At 61.8% G+C, this 24266-nt stretch carries 20 protein-coding genes; 14 read left to right on the forward strand and 6 right to left on the reverse strand.

Going from position 1 to position 24266, the window contains the following annotated elements; genetic code table 11:
• Window positions 1-49 precede the first annotated feature (49 nt).
• A complete protein-coding gene (locus LDN85_RS20150) occupies window positions 50-658 on the reverse strand; it encodes a TetR/AcrR family transcriptional regulator (protein WP_026542974.1) in 609 nt (202 codons plus the stop codon).
• A 221-nt stretch (window positions 659-879) separates the two neighbouring features.
• On the opposite strand from LDN85_RS20150, the gene LDN85_RS20155 reads away from it, so the two are divergent.
• From LDN85_RS20155 to LDN85_RS20180, 6 genes are all read left to right on the forward strand, one after another.
• Window positions 880-2007, forward strand: a complete 1128-nt coding sequence (locus tag LDN85_RS20155) for a VCBS repeat-containing protein (protein ID WP_223943976.1) — start codon at window positions 880-882, stop codon at window positions 2005-2007.
• 51 nt (window positions 2008-2058) lie between these two features.
• Complete coding sequence (locus tag LDN85_RS20160) at window positions 2059-3207, forward strand: VCBS repeat-containing protein (protein ID WP_223943978.1); 1149 nt, start codon at window positions 2059-2061, stop codon at window positions 3205-3207.
• 15 nt (window positions 3208-3222) lie between these two features.
• Window positions 3223-5076, forward strand: a complete 1854-nt coding sequence (locus LDN85_RS20165) for an FG-GAP-like repeat-containing protein (RefSeq protein ID WP_223943979.1) — start codon at window positions 3223-3225, stop codon at window positions 5074-5076.
• Between the two features lie 213 nt (window positions 5077-5289).
• Window positions 5290-7437 carry an FG-GAP-like repeat-containing protein gene (locus LDN85_RS20170; RefSeq protein ID WP_223943981.1) on the forward strand — a complete coding sequence of 716 codons (2148 nt, stop codon included), beginning with the start codon at window positions 5290-5292 and terminating at the stop codon, window positions 7435-7437.
• Window positions 7438-7504: 67 nt separating this feature from the next.
• A complete protein-coding gene (locus tag LDN85_RS20175) occupies window positions 7505-9337 on the forward strand; it encodes an FG-GAP-like repeat-containing protein (RefSeq protein ID WP_223943982.1) in 1833 nt (610 codons plus the stop codon).
• Window positions 9338-9372: 35 nt separating this feature from the next.
• The gene (locus LDN85_RS20180; protein ID WP_223943983.1) at window positions 9373-10626 is read left to right on the forward strand and encodes an FG-GAP-like repeat-containing protein; all 1254 of its coding nucleotides are present in this window, start codon (window positions 9373-9375) and stop codon (window positions 10624-10626) included.
• Between the two features lie 2 nt (window positions 10627-10628).
• Here the strand turns inward: LDN85_RS20180 and LDN85_RS20185 are convergent, their stop codons facing one another.
• Window positions 10629-11933, reverse strand: coding sequence for an MFS transporter (locus tag LDN85_RS20185; RefSeq protein ID WP_026542979.1), 1305 nt, complete (start codon window positions 11931-11933; stop codon window positions 10629-10631).
• Window positions 11934-12091: 158 nt separating this feature from the next.
• On the opposite strand from LDN85_RS20185, the gene rraA reads away from it, so the two are divergent.
• From rraA to LDN85_RS20200, 3 genes are all read left to right on the forward strand, one after another.
• Window positions 12092-12565, forward strand: coding sequence for a ribonuclease E activity regulator RraA (gene rraA, locus LDN85_RS20190; protein WP_223943985.1), 474 nt, complete (start codon window positions 12092-12094; stop codon window positions 12563-12565).
• Between the two features lie 132 nt (window positions 12566-12697).
• The gene (locus LDN85_RS20195) at window positions 12698-14350 is read left to right on the forward strand and encodes an MDR family MFS transporter (protein ID WP_026548467.1); all 1653 of its coding nucleotides are present in this window, start codon (window positions 12698-12700) and stop codon (window positions 14348-14350) included.
• Window positions 14351-14711: 361 nt separating this feature from the next.
• Window positions 14712-16181, forward strand: coding sequence for a sugar porter family MFS transporter (locus LDN85_RS20200; RefSeq protein WP_223943991.1), 1470 nt, complete (start codon window positions 14712-14714; stop codon window positions 16179-16181).
• 98 nt (window positions 16182-16279) lie between these two features.
• Here LDN85_RS20200 and LDN85_RS20205 read toward each other — a convergent pair whose 3' ends face one another.
• From LDN85_RS20205 to LDN85_RS20220, 4 genes are all read right to left on the reverse strand, one after another.
• Window positions 16280-17518 carry an MFS transporter gene (locus LDN85_RS20205; protein ID WP_223943993.1) on the reverse strand — a complete coding sequence of 413 codons (1239 nt, stop codon included), beginning with the start codon at window positions 17516-17518 and terminating at the stop codon, window positions 16280-16282.
• Between the two features lie 46 nt (window positions 17519-17564).
• A complete protein-coding gene (locus LDN85_RS20210; RefSeq protein WP_026548469.1) occupies window positions 17565-18005 on the reverse strand; it encodes a MarR family transcriptional regulator in 441 nt (146 codons plus the stop codon).
• Window positions 18006-18044: 39 nt separating this feature from the next.
• On the reverse strand, window positions 18045-19487 hold the full coding sequence (locus LDN85_RS20215) for an HNH endonuclease signature motif containing protein (protein ID WP_223943995.1): 1443 nt from the start codon (window positions 19485-19487) through the stop codon (window positions 18045-18047).
• Between the two features lie 142 nt (window positions 19488-19629).
• Window positions 19630-20136: a GNAT family N-acetyltransferase gene (locus LDN85_RS20220; protein ID WP_223943997.1), complete on the reverse strand. Its 507-nt coding sequence runs from the start codon at window positions 20134-20136 to the stop codon at window positions 19630-19632.
• Between the two features lie 112 nt (window positions 20137-20248).
• Here LDN85_RS20220 and LDN85_RS20225 point away from each other — a divergent pair, with 112 nt between their 5' ends.
• The 5 genes from LDN85_RS20225 (at window position 20249) to cycA (ending at window position 24176) form a co-directional block, all read left to right on the forward strand.
• On the forward strand, window positions 20249-20578 hold the full coding sequence (locus LDN85_RS20225) for a PadR family transcriptional regulator (protein WP_026542986.1): 330 nt from the start codon (window positions 20249-20251) through the stop codon (window positions 20576-20578).
• A 2-nt stretch (window positions 20579-20580) separates the two neighbouring features.
• On the forward strand, window positions 20581-20946 hold the full coding sequence (locus LDN85_RS20230; RefSeq protein WP_026542987.1) for a DUF1048 domain-containing protein: 366 nt from the start codon (window positions 20581-20583) through the stop codon (window positions 20944-20946).
• Complete coding sequence (locus tag LDN85_RS20235) at window positions 20943-21770, forward strand: ATP-binding cassette domain-containing protein (RefSeq protein ID WP_223944002.1); 828 nt, start codon at window positions 20943-20945, stop codon at window positions 21768-21770. Before LDN85_RS20230 ends, LDN85_RS20235 begins: the two co-directional genes overlap by 4 nt.
• Complete coding sequence (locus LDN85_RS20240) at window positions 21767-22528, forward strand: ABC transporter permease (RefSeq protein WP_223944003.1); 762 nt, start codon at window positions 21767-21769, stop codon at window positions 22526-22528. The genes LDN85_RS20235 and LDN85_RS20240 overlap by 4 nt, the downstream gene beginning before the upstream one ends.
• Window positions 22529-22715: 187 nt before the next feature.
• Window positions 22716-24176, forward strand: a complete 1461-nt coding sequence (cycA, locus tag LDN85_RS20245; protein ID WP_202900208.1) for a D-serine/D-alanine/glycine transporter — start codon at window positions 22716-22718, stop codon at window positions 24174-24176.
• Window positions 24177-24266: the final 90 nt, after the last annotated feature.

Below are 24266 nucleotides of genomic sequence, written 5' to 3' on the forward strand. Positions count from 1 at the left end.
AAAAAGCGTGTTCTTGGCACCTCCGGTCTAGACCAGCAGGCGCCGGACCTCATTCGCCGGTCAGCAGGGAACAGGCTTTCTTCAGATCCTTCTCAGCCTCAAAAAGGGAGAGGCGACGGCACCGCACCGCTTGGACCAACCCGCTGACCAGGTGCAGCAGGATACGGGCACGCACGGAGTCCTTGCCGGGGTCCTTGCTGAGCGAGCCCACCACTTCCTCGGACAGCGCATCAATCTCCCGCAAAAGCTGCGCCGTGTCATCGTCCTTGCCGGCAGGACGGATGAGGCAGTGCTCCACACCGGGCTGCATGACCCTCAGGTGGAAGATCTCCATCATCAAACCGGCCAGCGCATGCCCTTTGCCTTCGCGGCGACGGACGCCATCCCGGAGCTCCCGCAACTGCTGCCTGTACACGGCCAGCATCAGATGGGCTGTTGAGGGAAAGTAGCGGTAGAGCGTGCCAAGGGGGATGTCAGCCCGGGCCGCGACGTCGGAGAGGCTCAAGGTATCAAACTGCCGCTGGGCAAACCCTTCCGCCGTTTTCAGGATGCGGGCATAGCGCAGCTGCTGCCGCGGGGTGGTAGGCGCGGCAGCCATACGGGGCAACCCCGAGGTCAGGTCAAGGGAATACGGTTCCAGTGAGTTTGAGGCGGGCATTTCCGGCGATCTCCTGGCAGGCTGACAAGGAAACGGCCGGCTGGGGTCAAGGACCCGCGGCTGGCCGATCGCATCAATGATACGGGAGCTAAATGATCGTTTCCTGAGAGCCCGGCACCCACGAAAGCCCCCACGCCGCTCCCGCCCATTGGCACTCCACGCACATACACTGCATGCAGGTCTGGAGCCCAACCGGGCACGCACACGGGAGGAACGCACATATGGGGACATTTCGACGCCGGATGGCAGCGGCGCTGCTGACCGCCGCTGTGGCGGCCATGGCACTTGGTCCCCTGCCGGCGTCGGCCGCCCAAAACAGCGGTCCCGATCCCGTCCTCAGCGGAAAAGCGTTCGTCGGCGAGAAGCTGACCGCCGACATCGGCCCGTACACGTTCTACGGATGCGGGGGCGGGAAAGGCCCTGACTTCACGATCTACTGGACCCGGGACGGATTCCTGGTGGCCGGCGAGACGGCACGGACCTATGCCCTCCAGCCCGACGACACCGGCGCCCGGATGGCTGCCCACGTGACCGCCAGCAAGACGGCCTGCGGCGGCGAATCGTTGCACAGCGACGAAACCAAACCCGTCGGCGCGGCCAACCGGGCAGCCGGGTTCACGGGCAGGAGCTATGAGCTGCTGGCCCGCGGCACCGACGGCGCGTTGCAGCTTTACGGCCGCAAGGGCACCGCTTGGGAGGCGGCGCGGACGGTTGGCTGGGGCTGGAACATCTTCAACCTGACGTTCTCCCCGGGCGACTTCGACGGGGACGGCAAGGGCGATGTGATCGCACGGGACGCTGCGGGAACCCTGTACCTTTACGCCGGGGATGGAACCGGCGGCTGGAAACCGGCCCAAACCATCGGCAAGGGATGGAACGTCTTCGACACCATCGTCAGCCCCGGCGACTTCAACGGCGATGGCAACAATGACGTCCTGGCCCGTGAACCGGGCGGCGCCCTGTATCTCTACCCGGGAAATGGCGCCGGAGGCTGGTTGGCGAGGACCGCCGTCGGGCAGGGCTGGCAAATGATGGACGCGCTGCTGACCCCTGGAGACTTCAACGGCGATGGCAACGTGGACGTGCTGGCACGTGACCGCAGCGGTTACCTCTACTTCTATGGGGGCAATGGCGCCGGCGGCTGGACCAGGTCATGGCTGATCGGGGTTGGATGGAACGCGCTGAAAGCAGCGGGTGCCGCCGGCGACTTCGACAACGACGGTTTCAACGATGTCTACGGCGTGGACCAGCAAGGCCGTTTGGTGATCTACTACGGCAACGGGCGGACAGGATGGCGGACCTCCGAGGTCGTCGGTAATGGTTGGGGCGCTTTCACAGCCATCTTCTAGAGAAATCCCAGCCGCGGTAGAATTGGCCGCATAAAGTCTGGGGAGGACATCATGAACGCACCAACGCGCCCTACGTCAGGTGTGCGCCGGGTTGTGGCTGGCATAGCAGCGGCGGTCGTCGCCGCAATCGCCTTCGCGCCGGCACCAGCCATGGCAACCATGGACCCTTCGGATCCCGTAATTCATGGAGCGCCGTTTGTCGGCTCAACGCTCACGCTTGAGATCGACCCCGCCTCCTACCGTGGTTGCGGCGCCGCCGCAGGCCCGGACTACGGCATTTACTGGACCCGCGACGGCGTTCGGGCCCAGGACCACCCGGCATGGTGGACTTACACGCTCGATGAATCCGATCGCGGCAAGACCATCGCCGCCCACGTGGTGGCCAGCCAGAACGGGTGCGAGCCGCTGGAAGTCTCCAGCGAAGAGACCGCCCCGATCTCCGCTTCCAACAGGGCTAACGGCTTCACGGGGCGGGGCGCCTACGAACTGCTCGCCCGACGCACCGACGGCACCCTGATGATGTATCCGCGCCTGAACAATGCCTGGGAAGCCCCGCGCACCGTTGGGCCGGGCTGGAACGGCTTTGGAACCGTGGTCTCCCCTGGTGACTTCACCGGTGACGGGGCCAACGACATTCTTGCCAAGGACTCCGCAGGCAACCTTTTCCTCTATGCAGGAAACGGCGACGGCGGTTTCCTCGCCGGCCGCCAGGCAGGCAGCGGCTGGAACGCCTTCACCTCGATCGTTGCACCGGGCGACTTCAACGGTGACGGCACCAACGACGTCCTGGCCCGCGACTCCAGCGGCCTCCTGTACCTCTACCCGGGCAACGGCAAGGGCGGCTGGCTCAGCCGTTCCGTGGTGGGCAGCGGCTGGAACGCCGTCAACAACATCATCACCCCCGGCGACTTCAATGGCGACCACAACGTCGACATCCTGGCACGGGACGCCGCCGGGGCCTTGCGCCTCTACAAAGGCAACGGGGCAGGCGGCTGGGCCGGCATGACCGTGGTTGGCCAGGGCTGGGGCGCCATGTCCACCATCGGCGCGGCCGGCGACATTGACGGCAACGGCAACGTAGACGTCTACGCCGTGGACGGCTCGGGTCAACTGCTCGCCTACTACGGTGACGGCGACGGCGGCTGGAACGGTGCCGCTGCCATCGGCTGGGGCTGGGGCGGGTTCAACGCAGTCTTCTAAGGATTGGGGGATTCCATGACACTTCGTTCTGCCGTTCTTTCTTCACAGCACCCCATGCGGCGTGGTTTCCATCTCCTGCTGGCAGGACTCCTGTGCGCCGCCCTTGCCATAGCGGTTCCGCCGCCGGGTGCCCGTGCAGCAGGTCCGGCACCCCTCCCCACCGTCGTAACGCGGACATCACCGGCAACCGTGGTTCCCGGCAATATCATCTCCCTGTCCTTCACCCTCAGCGGGCCGGCCCAGGAAGTGGGATTCGCCTACGTCAACGAGGACACGTTGGAGCAGGCCATCCTGTACGGCCCCACCAGCCAGGCGCCAGGACCCTACAGTGCACAGGCCAAAGTTCCGGTCAACGGAAGTGCCTTTAAACGAACCGGCCGGTACAAGCTCCTCAGCGTCAATATTGTGCTTCCCGCCGGGCAGGGCTCCGTGCGCTATGGCCGCGATGGCAACATCCTCTCCATCAGCCAAGGCCTCGAAGCACCGACACAGCGGCCGGGGGCCCTGGACGGCGTTGACTTCGCCGTCAACAACCCCGGATTCCCGCTCGTGGACAACCCCAACACCAAGCCGCCAGTGGTATCCGGGGTGGCCCGCTACGACCAGGTTCTCACCACGGACAACGGCGCGTGGACCTACCCTCCCACAGGATTCGCCTACCAGTGGCTGCGGAACGGCCAACCCATCTCCGGCGCCACCGCCAACAGCTACCGGGTAGCCGAAGCCGACCTGGACCAGACACTGTCCGTGCGGGTCACAGCCACCCGCGCAGGCTACCGGGCTGTATCGGCATCCTCCCTGCCGCTCACGCCCACCTCCCCCATCACCGCCACTGCCCCCACGCTCCAGGGCAAGCTGACCGTCGGCGAGAAACTCACGGGTGTCTTCAACGAGGCCAGCGTCTCCACCGGAACAGCCGGCGGCACCGCCAGCGTCAAGTACGAATGGGTGCGGAACGGTACCCCCATTAACGGGGCCACCGCCAAAACCTATACGTTGACCGCGGCAGACCGTGGCGCCGTCGTCGGCTTCCGTGCGCTGGTCCAGGCCGGGAATCCGGCCACTGCCACGCGGCCCTTCACCGTGTACAGCCGGACCGTGGTGCGGAACAAGGCCCACACTGCAGGTTTCGACGCCGGTACCTCCTTTGACCTGTTCGCCCGGAACGCCGCGGCGAACCTTCTGCTGTACCCGACGGACGGCGCCGGACGCTGGCAAACGGCGAAAACGATCGGATACGGCTGGGACGTCTTCGATCTTGTGCTCAACGCCGGCGACTTCAACGGGGACGGGTTCAACGACGTCCTGGCACGCGACGATGCAGGCACGCTCTTCCTCTATCCGGGCAACGGTACCGGCGGATGGCTTCCCCGCAAGGCAGTCGGGTGGGGTTGGGACGTCTTCGACTCCGTCATCGCTGCAGGTGACTTCTCAGGAGACGGCGCCAACGACCTCCTGGCACGCACACCGGCAGGAGCTTTGGTCCTCTACCCCGGCAACGGGTCCGGCGGCTTCCGTTCCCCGGGCGCAGTGGGCCAAGGCTGGGATGCCCTCAGCCAGGTCTTCTCCCCCGGCGACTTCGACGGCGACGGCAACCCCGACGTCATGGGCCGCGACAGTGCCGGCAACCTCAGGCTCTACGGCGGGAACGGCAGCGGCGGCTGGACCACCGCGCGGGCCATCGGCACCGGCTGGAACGTCATGCCGCGCATCGGCGGTGCGGGCGACTTCAATGGCGACGGCGTCAACGACGTCTGGGCCATCGACTCCGCCGGCCAACTGAACATGTACTACGGCAACGGCAGCGGCAGCTGGAAAGGTGCCGGCGTTGTGGGTTGGGGCTGGGGCGGGTTCACTGCGGTGTTCTAAGCCGAAATTGGTTGAGTTTGGGGTTTGACGCACGACACATTTGAGCGAATAACGATAATCCAATCCCAATAGCTGTACCCGGCGGGGCCGGGCTGTATCCTCATCTCAATTGGCCTCGACAGGCCGCTCTGGTCTGCACCAATTGGGGGAATTTTGGGGTCTCATTCTGCTCTGCGCTTTCGTGCTGCGTCTTCGGTGGTGCGAGCGCTCCTCATGGCGCTGGTTTTTACGTTGGCATTCGTCGTCTTGACCCCCATTTCGCCCGCCGTGGCGGCCACGCCTGTCCTCTCGACTTTTGCGCGGACCTCCCCTGCAACGGTCGACGCCGGCGCGCCAGTCAGTTTCAACTTCACGACTTCCGTGGCGGTCAAGCGCGTTGAGGTGGGGCTTCGGAGTACTGCGGGAACGCACACTCTTGCGTGGACCGCTCCCGCGGGTGCCAGAGCAGGCACGGTGGCGGGCGTCGCTGCAGCCTCCTCTTGGCCCAATGGCACGATCGAGGTCAGCTACGTCCAGGTGATCACCACCGTAGGGGCGTCGCAGGTCTATTACCGAGGCGGAAGTGTCTACCCACCTGGCACAGGAACCTCCCCCTTCGGTGATCCAGCAACACAGGACTTCAAGATCAAGAACCCGATGTTGCCCTACCTGGCGTCGGTGCCTGTCTCTTTGGTGCCGGCAAAGTCCACCTTCGCCCCAGGACAGACTGCAGGAGTCCAGGTCAAGCTTTCCCAACTTGCCCAGGCGGTCCGGCTGATCTACCGCGACGCTTCCGAAGTCACTACTTTTGAACTCGCGTGGGCAGGCAATCCCGCCCCGGGCCCCCAGACCGTCACGGCTACCGGAGCGGTCACTGCTGCCCAAGCATCCGGTAAGTACACCCTGGAGCGCGTGGAGGTTTCCTACTTCGACGGTTTAGCTAAAGACAGCTACATACGTGACGGCTCACTGGAGCGGACCTCGACCGTTCCGTTAGGAACCGCCGCGCGGGCGGCACTTTCTACCGGTGACTTCACAGTGAACAACCCAGCGAAGGTACTCCAGAAGCTGGTCCCAACGGTAGCGCCGAGTATATCGGGGGATCTGGTTCCCAACACCGTCCTCCGCATCCAACGGGGCACCTGGCCGGCCGAACCAACCTTTTCAAACTTCCAGTGGTACCGGAACGGTTCCCCCATCGATTACGAAATCGAAGATGAGTACCAGTCCAACATGTATTCCGATCCCGCAAACATGATCTGGGCGAACATGTTGGTACGGGCCCCGGGCTACCTGCCTACGGCTGCCGCTACCCATGCTTTCGGGCCGATGCCCCGAAACGTCTCGATATTGAACCTGCACATCACCGGTGATGCGTCCGTGGGAGGCCATCTTTGGCTGGACCATGGCCCCGCCAGCGTGGACCCTGTTGGAGGACAAGCGAGCTACACCTATGTCTGGAAGCGCAACGGGACCCCAATTCCTGGCGCGACGTCCCGGGATTACAGACCGAGCCTTGCCGACAAGGGCACCATCATCACAGCCGGAGTCACTGCCCGGTTCGACGCCGGCTCTGCAGGCAGCTCGGTGGTGGACCTGGTTGGCACACTCGCAAATAAAACGCGGGGAAAGGGTTTTAACGGGGACGGCACAGGGGATATCTTCGCCAGGGATGGTGGCGGCAATCTCTGGCTTTATCCCAGCAATGGACAAGGCGGCTGGCTGACAGCGCAGAAAATAGGTCAGGGCTGGAACGGGTTCAACTCCCTTCTTTCACCGGGCGACTTTGACGGGGATGGCAACGTGGACGTCATTGCGCGCGATGGAGCAGGGCGACTCTACCTCTACCAAGGCAACGGACAGGGTGGCTGGCTGCGCTCGTTCCAGATCGGCCAAGGCTGGGGTGGCATGAAGGATATCGTGGCGCCGGGCGACTTCAACGGTGACGGCACCGCAGACCTGATTGCCCGGGATGCTTCGAACACGATGGTGATGTATCCCGGGAACGGACGTGGTGGCTTCCTGACCCCCTACACGCTTAGTGGTGGTTGGAGCGAGTTCGATACTTTTGTCTCACCGTCGTCACGATCAATTTTTGCCCGTGACAACCGCGGGGAGCTCAGAGCCTACGGCGGATCCGGCAACGGATACTTCTACGACAACAGTTGGACTCCGAATGCCTTCAGTGCCTACGCAGGCCACGGCTGGGAGACTTTCAGCCGCATCGGAGCACCCGGGGATTTTGACAGCGATGGGGTCCCGGAGGTGTACGGGATTCACCCGGATGGGCGATTGACCATGTTCTATGGCTTAGGCCATATCGCATTGAAGCGTCAGGCCACCATTGGCTGGGGCTGGAATGCATTCACTGCTGTCTTCTAGGCAACGACCTCATGCTGATATTCACTTCACATCCCCGGGGGACCAATTGATCACAACCAAGGCAGCCATGCCTGGACGAAAGCGCACAGTGCGCCGGCTACTTGCCCTGCTGATGGGATTGGCCATGTCAGCAGCCATGCTTGTACCCACAGTTGCACTGACGGCTGCTCCGGCGGCCGCCGCCGAGGAGCCAGTGCCGCTGTTTACCTCTATTAAGCCCCTGTCTCCGGCCTCCGTGGTTCCAGGAGCCAAAGTGCAGATCAACTTCACCCTGTCACAGCGGGCTCAGCGAGTGGTTTTCACCTATTCGGACGAATCGTTGGTGACGAAACACGACGTCGAATGGTCCGGAACGCCGGCTGCCGGAACTTTGAACGCAACAGCTTCGCTGACAGTCACGGGAGATGCGTTCTTCGACGGACCACACAAACTCCAAGAGGTCCGTGTCACCTACGGTTCGGAGTCGTGGACTTACTCCCGGAACTTCACGGGCACTTACAAGTTGCCCGTTTCGTGGGAAACGCTTGACTTCACTGTGAGCAATCCAGTCAAGAAGCTGGCACCGAACAGCAACATCTCGCTTCCAACCCTTGGAATCCAGAAGGGCTCGGGGTTTGACAGATGGAATTATGAAGTCGGCTACGGGGCGTGGGCGGTCCAGCCTACCTCCTACGTATTCAGTTGGTACCGCGACGGTGTCCTCGACAGTTCCTATGAGGGGATAAACGGCTGGTTCAACGTCAGCCGGGGCCTCGCCGGCACGGGCTCGGGCCTGACCCTGAAACTGACCGCATTGGTGCAAGGCCATCATGCCGAAACTGTAGAGAGCAGGCCGTTCTTCCTGGCATCGGCCGCAAGCCCCTCCATCGTTGGCTTCCCCGCTGTTAAGGCAACCTCAAAGGCTGTATTTGACCCGACCACCATTCAAGGGTTGCCAGCGGGTGCTAAGCCGACTGTGACCTATCAGTGGCTGCTGAACTATACCGAAGCTATCCCTGGAGCGACGGGAGCCACGTACACACCTAAACCCTCGGACGCAGGCAAACAACTCGGGGTCGCGGCGATCATCAGTTACGACGGAAGCATTGTAGGAATATCCCCCAGCGGCAACCCGGTGCCCGTAAGGTACCAGTCGTTGATGAGGGACTTCGACGGTGATGCGAAGCCCGATGTTTTCACCAGGAAACCTAATGGGACTCTCACCCTCTTCTCCGGTGGCTCTTACGGCACCTTCCAGAACGGAAGCAAGGACGTGGGCTGGGGATGGGGAAGCTTCACTTCATTGGTTTCTCCTGGCGACTTCGACGGGGACGGCGCCATGGACGTTATGGCCCGCGACAAGTCGGGACAGCTATGGCTATACCGGGGAGACGGGCGCGGGGGCTGGCTTGGTTCCTCGGTCATTGGAACCGGGTGGGCCGGTTTCAGTGAAATCATCCCCGCCAGTGACTTCAACGGTGACGGCACCAGCGACGTCCTGGCCCGCGACACCCAAGGACGGCTCTTCCTTTACCCAGGCAACGGACGAGGCGGGTGGCTGGCTGCGGCACAGGTGGGTCAGGGATGGCAGGGCTTCAACAAGGTGTTCACCCCTGGCGACTTCAACGGAGACGGCGTCTCGGACTTCCTTGGGCGCGCAACGGACGGCAGGCTGCTCGCCTACTACCCGGATGGCAAGGGGGGCTGGCTATCTTCGAAGGTATTGCAGGGGAACTACGCCTCCAGTCTTTTCATGGGCGGTCTGGGCGGCTTCAACTCGTCCGATCGCTTTAATTACTTCTTTAGCGTCACCGACCAAGGTGTCTTCAAAACCGAGCAAATGACCACGGAACAATATAGCTACTACCGCCAAACTCAAGAGCCCGGAACCGGCTGGGGCTACTTGACCGCCGTGTTCTAAACCCGTTTACCGACTATCCGTCCCCGGGGGGAATCTTGAACCTTGCACTTGCCCTTCCACTGTCCAAGGCCAGCCGCCAGCAGCGTTTCCTGCGCATGGTGACCGCAACGGTGCTGGCAGCGGTCATGTCTGCTCCTATGCTCGCTGCCCCTGCCCAGGCTGCGCTCGCCTTGAATGCCGGTGACCGCGCATCGACTGCGCTTTCGGCTGCGGTCCGGCCGGTTTACATGGGACAACCGCAGCTCAATGGCGATCCCACAGTTGGTGGCCTCCTGAAGGCGGAGCTAGGCGGGTACGCTCCATTTGTTGTTCCGGCGGGTGGCACGCCGTCCTTCTCTTATAGATGGACCCGGGACGGTCAAACCGTCCCCGGAGCCACCGGCTCAACATATCGGGCCACAGCTGCGGACCTCGGCCGCGTGATCGCCGTTTTTGTCACTGTCTCCTACGACGCCGAATCCCGGCTCACCCTGCAAGCAGACTATCCGCTGCGAATTGCGGCGAAACCCCGGGCCCGGGGATTCAATGGCGATGACACTTTGGATATCTTTGCCCGCGACGCCGCGGGCCGACTCCTTCTGTATCCCACTGATGGCCGGGGCAATTGGCGTTCAGCCCAAATACTTGGTACCGGATGGAACGTCTTCAATATCTTGTTCTCTCCCGGCGACTTTGACGGTGACGGCACCGTGGATGTCATAGGTCGTGACTCCCAGGGAAGACTTTTCCTCTACCAAGGCAACGGGACAGGTGGCTGGAAGAAGTCATTCCAGATCGGCCAGGGCTGGCAGGGCTTCAAGACCGTCTCTGCTGCGGGAGACTTCAACGGAGACGGAAGTAACGACCTCATAGTGGTGGATCAATGGCATCAAGCCATCCTCTACCCTGGCAACGGCCACGGCGGATTCCTTCAGGCCTACGGCGTGGACACCTACTGGATTAACAATGATCCGGTCTTTACCGTGGGCCACTTCGGCGGGAAGAACAACCTCGGGATCGTCTCCCGCAATTATGGCTACCTCAGGCTTCGCGAGGCGAGCCGGAGTGGCCGGTTGGACGGCAGCACTTCGGACATTGGCTGGGGATTTGGTGATTTCCCGTTTGTGGGTTCGGCGGGCGACTTCAACGGTGACGGCAACGTGGATGTTTACAGCGTCGACACCGCAGGACGACTCACTATGTACTACAGCAAAGGCTCCGACTACTTGAACAGCGGTCAACCTTGGATCCGATGGTATGGACAATCCACGGTCGGCTGGGGTTGGGGTGGCTTCACCGCCGTGTTCTAGGCCTAATCCACGCTCTTGATCTTCACCACGAACACGGCACCCAAAAGCCCGATGACTGCGGCGGCTACGTACAGCGAGATGTAGCCGCCCCAGTAAGCCACAAATGGGAACGCAATCAATGGGGCTATCACTTGGGGCAGCGAGTTCGCGATGTTGATGATGCCCAGGTCCCGGCCCCGGTCCAATGCTGTCGGCAGGACCTGTGTGATCAGCGCGAAGTCCACGGCGAGGTAGGCTCCGAACCCGATTCCCAGCACCGCCGCACCGGCAAGTCCGCCGATCCAAGTGGGAGCAAAAGCGAGGATCAGCGACGCTGCAGCGATGATGACGGATGAGGCGATGACCAAAGGTTTCCGCTTGCCCATCCTGTCGCTCAACCGCCCACCCACAACGCTGGTGATGATGACGGTGACTGCATACAGGCCGGTGAGAATGAGAACGCCGAACTCAGGCTTGATACCCTCGGTCTCCTCCAGATGTACAGCATCGCTGAGGAAGAAGAGCAGATACAGCGTGACCATGTGGTTGCCCGTACTGACCAACAACCTGGTCAGCCACGCCCAGGCGAAGTCCGGATAACGTTTGGGCGAAACCCAGAAGCCCTTGAGGAATTCAGCCAGCTTGAACGCGGAGCGGTCGCCTGGCGACAGGGGTTGGTCATCGCTCTTGAAAAGATAAAGCACGACGCCGGCCAGCAGCGCTGCTGCGCACACCCAGTAACCAGCAGCGAAGTTACCTGCGACGACGGCAGCGATCACTGCGCCGACGAGGATACCTACTGTCTGGCCCATGGCCGCCAAACCGCCAACGGTTCCGCGCTGGGGAACCGGAACCCGGTCCGGCACGGCCGCCGTAATTGCCGAGTACATGGCGTTGGCTCCGGCCTGCACCAGGCACCAAAGCAATGTCATGACGGCAACGTTGGGAGCCCCTGCAAGGGCAACCAGCGCGACTGCTCCAAGGATGGCACCCATCAGGACCCAGGGCACACGGCGGCCGAAGCGTGAAGTAGTGCGGTCGCTGAAGGCGCCGAACAAGGGGTTTGCCACCATGGAAACTGCCGCACCACAGCCAGTGACCAATGCCAGGATCGCTTCCTTCTGGCCATCATCAAAGTGGGCTGCCTGCTGGCCCAGCAGAACCTGCAGGGGGCCGAAGAATGCAGCGTTGATGCCGAGGTTGACCAGCACCACTCCTGTGACCCAGAGCGGCCGCACTGGTACCACTGGTTCGGCAAGCGCCGTAGTGGTACCGCCACGGACGACGGCAGGATCCGGCACCGGACCCGGCAAGTCGGACAAGCTCATGGCAGGTTCCCCCTCATTTTGGATGTTCGGATTCAGCCTAACGCGGCAAAGCGTCACTGGGTCGCCGTCGGGCTCTTTATCCACATAGGCCTGTAAAGCCCTGCTTTAGCCCCCGGGGGAGCGTTAGTGTGGCCTCACAGCGATTGAGGAGAAGCACCGTGAGTGATCAAGTAAATACAGCCGATCTCTACGACGAGCGCGGAGAGGAACTGGAGTCCATAGCGGTCCAGTTCCAGAACCTGGGTGGCCATACCCACTTCAGTGGCCCGGTGCGCACTATCCGGTGCTTCGAAGACAATGCCTTGGTGAAGACCGTCCTCAATACCCCCGGCGAAGGGGCCGTGCTGGTCATTGACGGCCAGGCTTCACTCCGCACGGCGCTTATGGGGGACCTCATCGCCGCCAGTGCTGTAGAAAACGGCTGGTCCGGCGTAGTGATCAACGGGGCCATCAGGGATCGGGAAGCCATCGCCCGCCTGCCACTGGGCGTCAAGGCACTGGGTAGCAACCCCAAGAAGAGTGCCAAGACAGGCGTTGGAGAGGTGGACGTGGAGCTGATCATTGATCGCGTCCGCATCCAACCCGGCGTGATGATCTACTGCGATCCGGACGGCATCCTGATCGAGCGCTGACTCTTCCGCGGTCTCCGACTTAGAGGGAAAGTTGAAGAAATATTCTCCCAGCGGGAATCAACCTGGCAGTAAGATAGTTACTGAAAGCAACTATCCTGCTTAATCCACTTTTCTGCCACCTCTGGAGAAGATATGTCCAAAACCACGCCCGTTCGGGCCGCCGGTGAGGTCTTGACCCATCGTCAGACACTCACCGTCATGGTGGGACTCATGCTCGGCATGTTCCTGTCCTCGCTGGATCAGACCATCGTGTCCACGTCCATCTACACCATTGCCAACGACCTCGATGGCCTTTCGCTTCAGGCATGGGCAACCACGGCGTACTTGATCACTTCAACAGTGAGCACGCCCCTATACGGAAAGCTGAGCGACATCTTCGGTCGTCGCCCGCTGTACCTCGTGGCTATCGTCATCTTCCTGGCAGGCTCCCTTTACGCGGGATCGGTCCACTCCATGACCGAGTTGGCGATTGCCCGCGGCATCCAGGGACTCGGCGCCGGTGGTTTGCTCGCCTTGGCGTTGACCATCATCGGCGACATCGTTGCTTTGAAGGACAGGGCCAAGTACCAGGGCTACTTCATGTCGGTGTTCGGCATTTCTTCCGTGCTCGGCCCGGTGATCGGCGGTGCCTTCGCAGGATCCTCCAATATCCTCGGCTTCGACGGCTGGCGCTGGGTGTTCTTCATTAACCTGCCCATCGGGCTGGCTGCCCTTGTAGTGGTCTTCATGTATCTGCACCTGCCGGCTAGGCATGTAAAGCAAAAGATCGACTACTGGGGTGCTGCCGCAATTACGTTGGCTATTGTTCCGCTGCTGTTGGTGGCAGAACAGGGCCGGACCTGGGGTTGGTCATCCGCCGGATCGTGGCTCTGCTACGGACTGGGCGTCATCGGCATCGTGTCATTCCTGCTCGCTGAGAAGCGTGCCGGAGACTACGCGCTGATCCCGTTGCGGCTCTTCAAGAACACCACGTTTGGGCTCTCTTCCCTGCTGAACTTCATCATCGGCATCGGCATGTTCGGCGCCATCGCCATGCTTCCCATGTACTTGCAGCTGGTCAAGGGCCTCACGCCCACCGAGGCTGGCCTGATGATGATCACCTTTACTGTGGGCATCCTGTTCGGGTCCATCTCTGCCGGCCGCACCATCTCGTCGTCGGGTGTTTACAGGATCTTCCCGATCCTGGGCACGGCTATCCTGGCCGGCGCGGCTACCGTCATGGGGCTGGTCCTGGGAGTCGATACAGGCTTGTGGGTCCCCGGCCTGATCGCTGTATTCTTCGGCGTCGGATTGGGCTTCTGCATGCAGCCCCTGACGCTCGCCATGCAGGTCTCCGTTCCGCCGAAGGACATGGGCGTTGGCACCTCCACGGCTGCGTTCTTCCGCTCCATGGGCGGCGCGGTAGGCACAGCCGTGTTCATCTCGATGCTGTTCAGCACCGCGGCTGACAAGATCGCCGACGGCATGAAGACCGCAGCAGCCAGCCCGGACTACCAGGCGGTCATGCGTGACCCTGCCGTGGCTTCGGACCCCGCCAACGCCAAGCTCTTTGACTTCTTCAAGAACGGCGCCAACAACGATTCGCTGAACGACACCAGTTGGCTCCACTCGGCGAACAGCACACTCACCCGGCCAATCACGGAAGGCTTCGCGCAGGCCATCGATGTGGTCATGCTGACAGCCGCTGGTCTCATGATCATTGCGTTCCTGATTAGCTTCGCGTTGCCCAACAAGAAGCTCACGGATCCCAAGGCCGCAGCCAAGGATTCAGTACCGGCGCACTAGCAAAACTAAAAGCGATTTACCCTCGGCGCCTTTTCCGGTGCTGAAGTCAACGGCAGGCAGCCCTCGGGCTGCCTGCCGTCTTCACACCTGGCTTGTCGCACCCCTTCTGCGTTCAAGTACTTACACGACGGGCTCGCTGCCTCCCTTGGCGAAGAGCTGCAGTCGGCTCCCAGCCGGCTCTCAGCTGCCGAACAGGCGCAGTTGTGTTCACAACCTGAATGCATGTAGCGTCCGTCACTTGACTGGAACTGTGGCGATATGACGTGCCACACTGTGTAGCGCGAGTGCACCGGCGTCCCTGTCGGACAGCCGACGACGTCCCGCACTTCGCTCCCACACCACCGTTCCCCAAGGGAGACCCATGTCCAGTTCCAGCACCGAAGGCGCGCCCCCAGTTTCACGGAAGGTGATCGGCCTGGCCGTCGCCGGCGCGGTGGGCGGCTTCCTCTTCGGTTTCGATTCTTCTGTGGTCAACGGTGCCGTTGATGCGATGGCGGACGAATTCGTCATGAGCGAGGCCCTGACCGGATTTGCTGTAGCTGTCGCACTGCTGGGCTGTGCTGCCGGTGCCTACTTTGCCGGCAAGATTGCCGACCGCTACGGACGCATCCCGGCCATGAAGATCGGCGCCCTGCTCTTCTTGGTGAGCGCCATCGGCACAGGCCTTGCCTTCAGCGTGTGGGACCTGATCTTCTGGCGGCTCGTCGGCGGCCTGGGCATCGGCCTCGCCTCTGTCATTGCTCCCGCCTATATCTCCGAGATCTCGCCCCGACACGTCCGCGGCCGCTTGGCTTCACTCCAGCAGCTTGCGATCACCACCGGTATTTTTGCCGCACTCCTCTCCGATGCAGTGCTGGCGAACTCGGCCGGCGGTGCGGGAGGTATGTTGTGGTTCGGCATCGAGGCGTGGCGCTGGATGTTCATCGCCTGCGCCGTACCTGCAGCAGTGTACGGATGGATCGCCTTCCGCTTGCCCGAGTCCCCTCACTTCCTGGTACTCAACGGTAAGGAAGACCAAGCCCGCACCATCTTCAACAAGCTCATCCCCGGTGACGACATAGAACGGCACATCCGCGAGATCCGCGAATCCATCCAGCAGGAAAAGTTGTCCACCAAGAAGGGCTCCTTGCGTGGCAACCGATTCGGCCTGCTGCCTGTGGTCTGGATCGGCATTATCCTTTCCGTTTTGCAGCAGTTCGTTGGAATCAACGTCATCTTCTATTACTCCACCACCCTGTGGAAGGCTGTCGGGTTCCAGGAAAAGGACTCACTCACCATCTCTGTGGCCACGTCCGTCACCAATATCCTGGTAACTCTCGTAGCCATCGCACTGGTAGACCGCATCGGACGACGGCCCATCCTGCTCACCGGATCCATCGGCATGGCCGTTTCACTTGGCGTCATGGCGCTGGCTTTCTCGTCTGCGACCGGGACGGGATCGGAAATCACCCTTCCCGGCGCCTGGGGCCCTGTTGCCTTGGTGGCCGCCAACGTATTTGTGATCAGCTTTGGCGCCTCATGGGGTCCGCTCGTATGGGTTCTGTTGGGCGAGATCTTCCCGTCCCGCATTCGCGCCCGCGCCCTGGGCCTGGCGGCCGCTGCGCAGTGGATCGCCAACTTCGCCATCACCCTTAGCTTCCCCATCATGGCGGCTGGTTCGCTGCCACTGACGTACGCCATGTACGCGGCATTCGCGGCGGCGTCGTTCTTCTTCGTGATGTTCAAGGTTCCCGAGACCAACGGCATGTCCCTGGAGCAAGCCGAGACACTGTTCGTTCCCAAAGGGGCGCCTGTTGCTCCGCTGCCGGTAGCCTCCGACGAACCAAAGTAGCGCAAACGAAGCCCGGCGGATTGATTCCGCCGGGCTTCGTTTTGTTTAAGGGGTTATGTTCTAAGTTCTGCTTGGGATGCAGGGCCTCACCGCAGTGCTCACACCAAGTGCGGCTCGTGCGATTTCAGGTATGCCCGCCCTCCAAAAGCGATGAGGATGGCGATGACCATGGCAACAGCGCCGGCAAAGAAAGGAACCTGGGGTCCGAAGTGCTCGCCGAGCTGCGCCGCAGCGAACGGGGCCAAAGCTCCACCCATCCAGCGCACAAAGTTGTAGCCTGCGGAAGCAACAGGTCGCGGTGAGTCTGAGACACCCATGGCAAGTTCTGTGTAGACCGTGTTGTTGATGCCCAGCAGGGCACCGGCCACGATGACGAACACGACGACGGCAGTCACCGAGTGCCCTGCGGCCAGTCCCAACCCCACGAGGTCGAGCATGAGGGCAGCCAACGTACCCGTCAGGACCTTCACAGCACCGAAGCGCTTCTGCAGAACGGGAGCAACGAATACCGAGAAGACGGCCACGGCCACACCCCAGCCAAAGAACACGCCCCCGATACCGTAGGCATCCATGCCCAGGATGAAGGGCGTGAAAGCGAGGATGGTGAAGAAGCCGTAGTTATAGAAAAGCGCGCTGGCTGCGGTGGTGCGAAGGCCCTTATGTCCAAGCGCCAGGAGCGGATCCCGGAGACGGGACTTCTTGGCCGGAGCGGGCGTTTTTGGCAACAATGCCAGCAGGGCGATGAATGCAGCGGCCATGAGGACTGCCGTACCGAAGAAGGGCGCCCTCCACTGCCAGCCGCCAAGGAGCGCACCCAGCAATGGGCCGAGTGAGATGCCAAGGCCCAGGGCTGCTTCATAGAGGATGATGGCCGTGCCGGTCCCACCGCTGGCTACACCAACGATCACGGCAAGGGCCGTGGCCACGAACAGGGCGTTGCCGAGACCCCACCCTGCGCGGAAGCCCACCAATTGTTCAACGCTTCCGGAGAGCCCCGACAACGACGCGAACACCACGATGATGGCCAACCCGATCAACAGGGTCTTCTTGCCGCCGATCCTTGAGGAGACAAAGCCGCTGATCAGCATGGCAATGGCTGTCACCAGGAAGTAACTGGTGAAGAGAAGGGATACCTCGCTGGTGGACGCTTCAAGGTTCTTGGCGATCGCGGGCAGGATGGGGTCCACGAGCCCGATGCCCATAAACGCGAAGACGGCCGCGAGCGCTGTGGCCCACACGGCCTTCGGCTGCTTAAGGAAGGAAGCTTTCTCAGCCTCCAGCGTGGTTTCGATTGTTGTTTCGGCGCTTGCTGAAGCGTCAGCCAACTGGCGTGACATTCAATGGCTCCTTGTGTGCTGGGTTTTTCTAGTCGTGATGGATTACTCAGTTCTGGAATGAACTGTTGAGCTTGGCGATGACTGGCAATGCTGCGGCGAGATGCTCGATTTCGTCGCCGCTAAGGCCTTTGAGCAGTTCTGCCACCATGGCGTTGCGCCGCTGGTTGGCAAACCCGACGGCGGCCGTCCCTGCCTCGGTGATCACTACCTGGACTGCGCGGGAATCATCGGGATCCTGCTGTCTGGTGACCAGGCCGGCACGCTCGAGCTTGATGATCTGCTCGGTAGCACTGGGAACTTTGATGCCCAGGTTCTTGGCGATATCACCAACACGGAGGCCGCCATCTGAAGTCATGGACAGCAGGCTGAGTTGGGCAGCGGTAAGGTCACCTTCAGGATCAAGGCGGCGGAACATGTAAACGCCGAGCCGCAATGACTCACGGAATTCCTGCGCGAGTTCCAGCAGCCGGGGATCAAAGGAGTTCATATTTAGGTAGCCTAACAGTTAGGGTACCTAAATATCAAACTACGACCCCTGCGGCCCACTGTGCCCCGGGAGCGGCGGCGCCGATGAACGATACCCATGCCCGGTGGGCGTCCTGACCTCCAACGTGTGAACTTCTCCGGACACCTGCTTTGCCATCCATCCAGGGTTTTCCTTGGTGTGATTGCAGGCTTCACAGAGCCCGGCGCCATTGCCCACGGTGGTGGTCCCTCCTGAATGCCACGGGACAACGTGATCGATGTGCCGGATGGGAGCGTCACAGTAGGGCGTGCGGCATATGTCATCGCGGACTTCAACGAAACGCCTCAGTCTCGGCGGGAACAGTCGAGCTTTCGAGTCCATGGTGAGCAGCTCACCCGAGGACGGAGCCGTATAGAGGCGGCGGACCCACACATTAAATTCCGCATCTTGGGCCGGGGGTGCCGTCCGGCGTGGCAGCACACGGCCACCCGGCTCACTGGCCCGCGCTGCATGCCCTTCGTTGGCCGCGCGCGTCATTTCCCCTACCGCTTCCGAAGCAGCTTCTCCTGCGCCAACCAAGGCCCTGGCCCAGGCTGCCGGCACTATCCCATAGCCCTTGAGTCGGGCAGGCTCGCTGTCACCTTGCAACAGGGTGCGGTCTGTCATGATGAGCTCAAGGTCGACGCCGGCGATCCCACCACGCCTCCCTGTGACCCGTTCAACGAGGGCGTCTGCCATAACCTGGGCCCGGGTCCGGGACTCGCCACCGGAGCGGGAAGAGTCGGCTTTTCGACTGAGTGCGGCCCAGATGGCCACCCCCTGGGCAACGGGAAGCAGTGCCGTGAGGTAGGTCATGGCGTCCTGTGCCGGCCGGAGGCTGACCATCCGCCCAGTGGCAGCCTGAGTTGCGCGTTGGGCGACAGAACGGGGATCGCGCCGGTAGGCGGCGGCTTTCGCGGCAGCGATGATGGCTTTGTCGCCGGCGCCCTCGAAAGTACCCATGTCAGCGGCGAGCTCCTCGTCTACGGAGCGCCGGTCCTCCACCGAGAGGCACGCCGTCTCTTTGACAAGCAAAGTGGCCCGCCACTCGTTGAGCTGGCCAGATTCCAAGGCGGCCATTGTGCGTGGCATTTCTGTCACCAGCGCGTTCGCCAGGCCAAGGAGACGGGATCCCCGGCTTGGCGACTCACGACGCGCCAAGGCAATCTGGGCTCCTGAACTCTGCCCCTGCTCCGAAGAAGGAACACCGGCAAGCGCCTGCTCACGGCGTTGAGCGAGGTCGAAGGCCACGGCTGCACGGGCTTGGACTCCGGCGATGGCAGACTTCATGTCCTCCAGCCCACGCAGCTGATCAATCAGCTGAACGCTGGAAGAACCAAGACGAATGCCTCCCAACAGTGCGATGAGGGCCGGGACGCCGAGCACCGATTCGCCGGCCTCGTTCCCCACCCCGGAGGCAATTGAACCGGGGTCCACTCCTTGCCGCTCTCGAATCTTCTCCATGCCCCAACCCTTCCAGCGGGCCTCCGGCACCATAAGGGCGGAATCTCCCTATGTGGAAAACAAGCACTGTGGAAAACGGGCAAGTGTGGAAACGGGCACCATGGAAAGCAAGCAGTGGAAAACAAGCAAGCGCCGCAGATGGTCACAGCGTCAGCTTCATGCCCTCATGGCTGGCGACAAACCCCAACCGCTCGTAGAAACGGTGCGCCGCTACCCTCGATTTGTCCGTGGTCAGCTGCACCAGTGAGCAGCCCCGCTCCTGCGCCTGGTCAACGGCCCACTGGATCATCAGCGCCCCAACACCTTGGCCCCGGAGGGCATCAGCCACCCGGACGGCTTCGATCTGCGCACGCCAGGATCCCTTGCGCGACAAGCCCGGTAGGTAGCTCAGCTGGAACGTGGCCACCACCTCGCCGGCGAGTTCGCCCACCACCAGAAGGTGGGCGGGATCGGCGTCGATCGCGTCAAAAGCCTGCTGGTAGGGCACTGGATCCTCAGTGTTTTCGCGGGTGGCACCCAACTGATCGTCCACCAGCAGTTCAAGGATCCGGGGCAGGTCGCCTTTATGCGCCCGCCTAAGGGTGAAGGTTCCACCCTCGACGGCCGCGGTGAACAAGGCGGGCACGGTACCGGATGGAGTAGTCACCACCCCAGCATGCCACTTGGCAAAATAATTCCAGAACTCAGTGTTGCTAAGTACCGGTACTTAGTTTTACTATGTAGTGGTAGCTAGTAATACTGAGTAGCGAGGGAGGTGTCCGATGGGCAAGCAGATGACAGAGATGCTCAAAGGCACATTGGAGGGCATAGTCCTGGCCCTCCTGACCGGCAAGGCAGCGTATGGATACGAGATCACCACGCTGCTCCGTGAGCAGGGATTCACCGAGATCGCTGAAGGCACCGTGTACGCGCTGCTGGTCAGGATCGAGCAAAAGGGGCTAGTGGACGTTGAGAAGCGTCCGTCCGAAAAAGGGCCGCCCCGCAAGGTCTACACGCTCAACGCGCAGGGCCAAAAAGAACTGAACGAATTCTGGAACACCTGGAGCTTCTTGTCCGGACGGATTGAAGAGCTCCGCAAGGAAGGAAAGTAACCATGGCAGCAAAATGGATCGAACTGGTCACCGGATCACTCGAGCAGAAGAAGCAGTACAAGCAAGCCAAGGGCCGCATGGATGCACTGCCCGAGCCCTACCGGACCGTAGCGTCGGCCTTCAACCGGTACCTGATGTACTACGGCGGCGTCACCGACGGCGACACCATGGTCCAGATGTTCACGGACCTGGCAGACCTATGGGAAAGGGCTGCTATTGAAGGCACGCCGGTGACCGAAATGGTGGGCGAAGATCCGATCGAATTCGCCGAAACCTTCGCCCAGGCGTACGGCGGCAAGCGCTGGATCGACAAGGAACGCGAGCGCCTGAACAAGGCAATCGACAAGGCGAAAGAAGCGGAATCATGACTGCTGCGGCAATACAAGTAAAGGGCATCGAAAAGTCCTACAAGGACCTTCATGTACTCCGTGGAGTCGATTTCGAGGTAGCCCCCGGCAGCATCTTTGCCCTGCTGGGCTCCAACGGAGCGGGCAAGACCACCATGGTGAAAATCCTCTCTACGCTGCTGAAAGCGGACGCCGGCTCGGCCGCCGTCGAAGGCTTTGACGTTGCCGCCGAGTCGCTCCAGGTGAGGCAGTCCATCAGCCTCACCGGTCAGTTCGCCGCAGTGGATGAAGTCCTCTCCGGCAAGGAGAACCTGATCCTGGTGGCGAAACTCAGGCACTTGAAGAATCCGGGCGGAATAGCAGATGACCTGCTGGCCCGGTTCAGCCTCACCGAGGCCGGTCCCCGCAAGGTGGGAACGTACTCGGGCGGTATGCGTCGCCGCCTCGACATCGCCATGAGCCTGATCGGCGATCCGAAGGTGATCTTCCTGGATGAGCCAACCACCGGCCTCGACCCGGAAGCCCGCCTTGAGGTCTGGCAGATCGTCAAGAATCTCGCCCATCAGGGGACCACAGTCCTCCTCACCACGCAGTATCTGGACGAAGCCGAACAGCTTGCTGATCGGATTGCCATCCTCCATGAGGGGCGGATCATCGCCAACGGAACCCTGGCCGAACTCAAGCGCCTGTTGCCGCCGGCCAAAATCGAATACGTCGAGAAACAGCCGAGCCTGGAGGACATCTTCCTGGCACTGGTAGGCACCGGCGCCAGCACCAGCGCAGGCACCGGCACAGGCACCGCCACCCAAGCCGCCAGCCCCGAGTCAGTAAAGGACAGGTCATGAACACCCACTTCTTCGCAGACACCTCTGTCCTGCTGGGCCGTTCCATGCGGCACATCTTCCGGAGCGTGGACACCATCATCACCACCGCGATCACCCCGATCGCTCTGATGCTGCTGTTCGTCTACGTCTTCGGCGGGGCCATCAGGACGGACACGGACAACTACGTCAACTACCTGCTCCCGGGCATCATGCTGATTGCGATCGCATCCGGCATCGCTTACACGGCCGTCCGCTTGTTTACGGACATGCAGAGTGGGATCTTCGAGCGGTTCCAGTCCATGCCGATCGCACGTTCGTCGGTTCTTTGGGCCCACGTACTGACCTCGCTGGTGGCTAACGGCCTCTCGCTGGTGATCATCGTCCTGGTGGCGCTCCTCATGGGTTTCCGCACCTCGGCCAATGTGCTGGACTGGTTGGCCGTGGCGGGTATTTTGGCACTCTTCACCCTGGCGCTGACGTGGATTGCCATCATCGCCGGCCTCTCGGCAAAATCGGTGGACGGGGCGGGAGGATTCTCCTACCCGTTGATCTTCCTGCCTTTCATCAGTTCGGCATTCGTCCCCACGGAAACCATGCCCGGCCCGGTGCGCTGGTTCGCTGAAAACCAGCCGGTGACCTCAATCGTGAACACCATCCAGGACCTGTTCGCCCTGCGTCCGGTGGGTGGCGACATCTGGGTGGCCTTGGCCTGGTGCCTCGGGATCCTCGTTGTCTCCTACGCCTTTGCCACGGCAGCCTACAAGCGCCAGATCGCCTAGGCGCCGCGGCATCAGAAACAGCATCAGAAACAGCACCAAACCACGGCCTAAGCTCCTCTTTCCCACAAGAGGAGCTTTCGCCATGCAGACCGATTCGCCATTTGTCAGGCATTGGCTATAGCTTTATCGAACACATTTGTAACGGCCGTCACTATTGTGGCGGGTCCTTCGAAGGGTTCTTGAACTAATGTCCGATCAGACAACACAGGGGCAGCTCCGCGCCTCCAGCAGGGACAGCGAGCCCCACCTGTCACGCTCGCTCAGCAACCGCCACATCCAGCTCCTGGCAATCGGCGGCGCAATCGGCACCGGCCTGTTCATGGGCTCCGGCAAGACCATCTCCGTCGCCGGCCCGTCCGTGATCTTTGTGTACATGATCATCGGCTTCATGCTGTTCTTCGTCATGAGGGCCATGGGCCAGCTCCTGCTGTCCAACCTGAACTACAAGTCCTTCAGCGACTTCGCGGGCGACCTCTTGGGCCCGTGGGCGGGCTTCTTCACCGGTTGGACCTACTGGTTCTGCTGGGTGGTCACCGGCGTGGCGGACGTCATCGCGATCGCGGGCTACGCCGACGAACTTTGGCCGGGAATCCAGCTCTGGATCCCGGGCCTGGCAACCATCATCATCCTGCTCCTCCTGAACCTTCCCACTGTGAAGGCCTTCGGTGAGACAGAGTTCTGGTTCGCCCTGATCAAAATCGTTGCCATCGTGGCATTGATCGTGGTGGGCCTGGTGATGATTTTCACCGGCTTCCAGTCCAACGCGGGAACCGCAAGCTTCACCAATCTCTGGAGCCATGGCGGCTTCTTCCCCAAGGAATTCATGGGCTTCGTGGCCGGTTTCCAGATCGCCGTGTTCGCCTTCGTGGGCATTGAACTGGTGGGCACCGCAGCGGCTGAAACCAAGAACCCGGAGCACAATCTCCCCCGCGCCATCAATGCCATCCCCCTGCGCGTCATGCTCTTCTACGTCGGCGCCCTCATCATCCTCATGTCGGTCACACCTTGGACCGAGTTCAAGGCGGGCCAGAGCCCCTTCATCGCCATGTTCTCCCTCGCCGGTTTGGGAATGGCAGCCACCGTGGTCAACCTCGTAGTGCTCACCTCGGCCATGTCGTCGGCCAACTCGGGCATCTACTCCACGTCCCGCATGGTTTACGGCCTGGCCAACGACGGCGATGCGCCCAAGCTCTTCGGTCGGCTCTCCAGCCGCAAAGTACCCCAGAACGCCCTGTTCCTGTCCTGCGTCCTGCTGCTGGCCGGCGTCGCGCTTCTTTATGCGGGCAAGGACGTTGGAGTTGCCTTCGACATGGTGACCACCGTTTCCGCGGTCTGCTTCATGTTCGTCTGGTCGATCATCCTGGCCAGCTACCTCGTTTACCGCAAACGCCGCCCCGAGCAGCACGCGGCCTCACCCTTCAAGATGCCCGGCGGCATCCCGATGGTGTGGATTGTCTTCGCATTCTTCGCGTTCCTGGTTTGGGCGCTGACCACCCAGCCGGACACCCTCACAGCCCTGCTGGTAACGCCCATCTGGTTCGCCATCCTCGGCGTCGCTTACGCAGTGGTCCGCAGGTCGCCCCTGCATCAGGCCCGCGTGGCCGAATGGAAGGCGATGGCTGAAGCCGAAACCGTGGCAGCGCGCTAACACATTAAGGCGCGCTGACTTCCAACAAACAGAGGCCGACGTCGGTACCCAGCTTGGGTGCCGGCGTCGCGCTCTTCTTGCAGCAGGGAC

Origin of the sequence: Arthrobacter sp. StoSoilB20 (assembly GCF_019977295.1) — a bacterium.
GTDB classification, from domain to species: domain Bacteria; phylum Actinomycetota; class Actinomycetes; order Actinomycetales; family Micrococcaceae; genus Arthrobacter; species Arthrobacter nicotinovorans_A.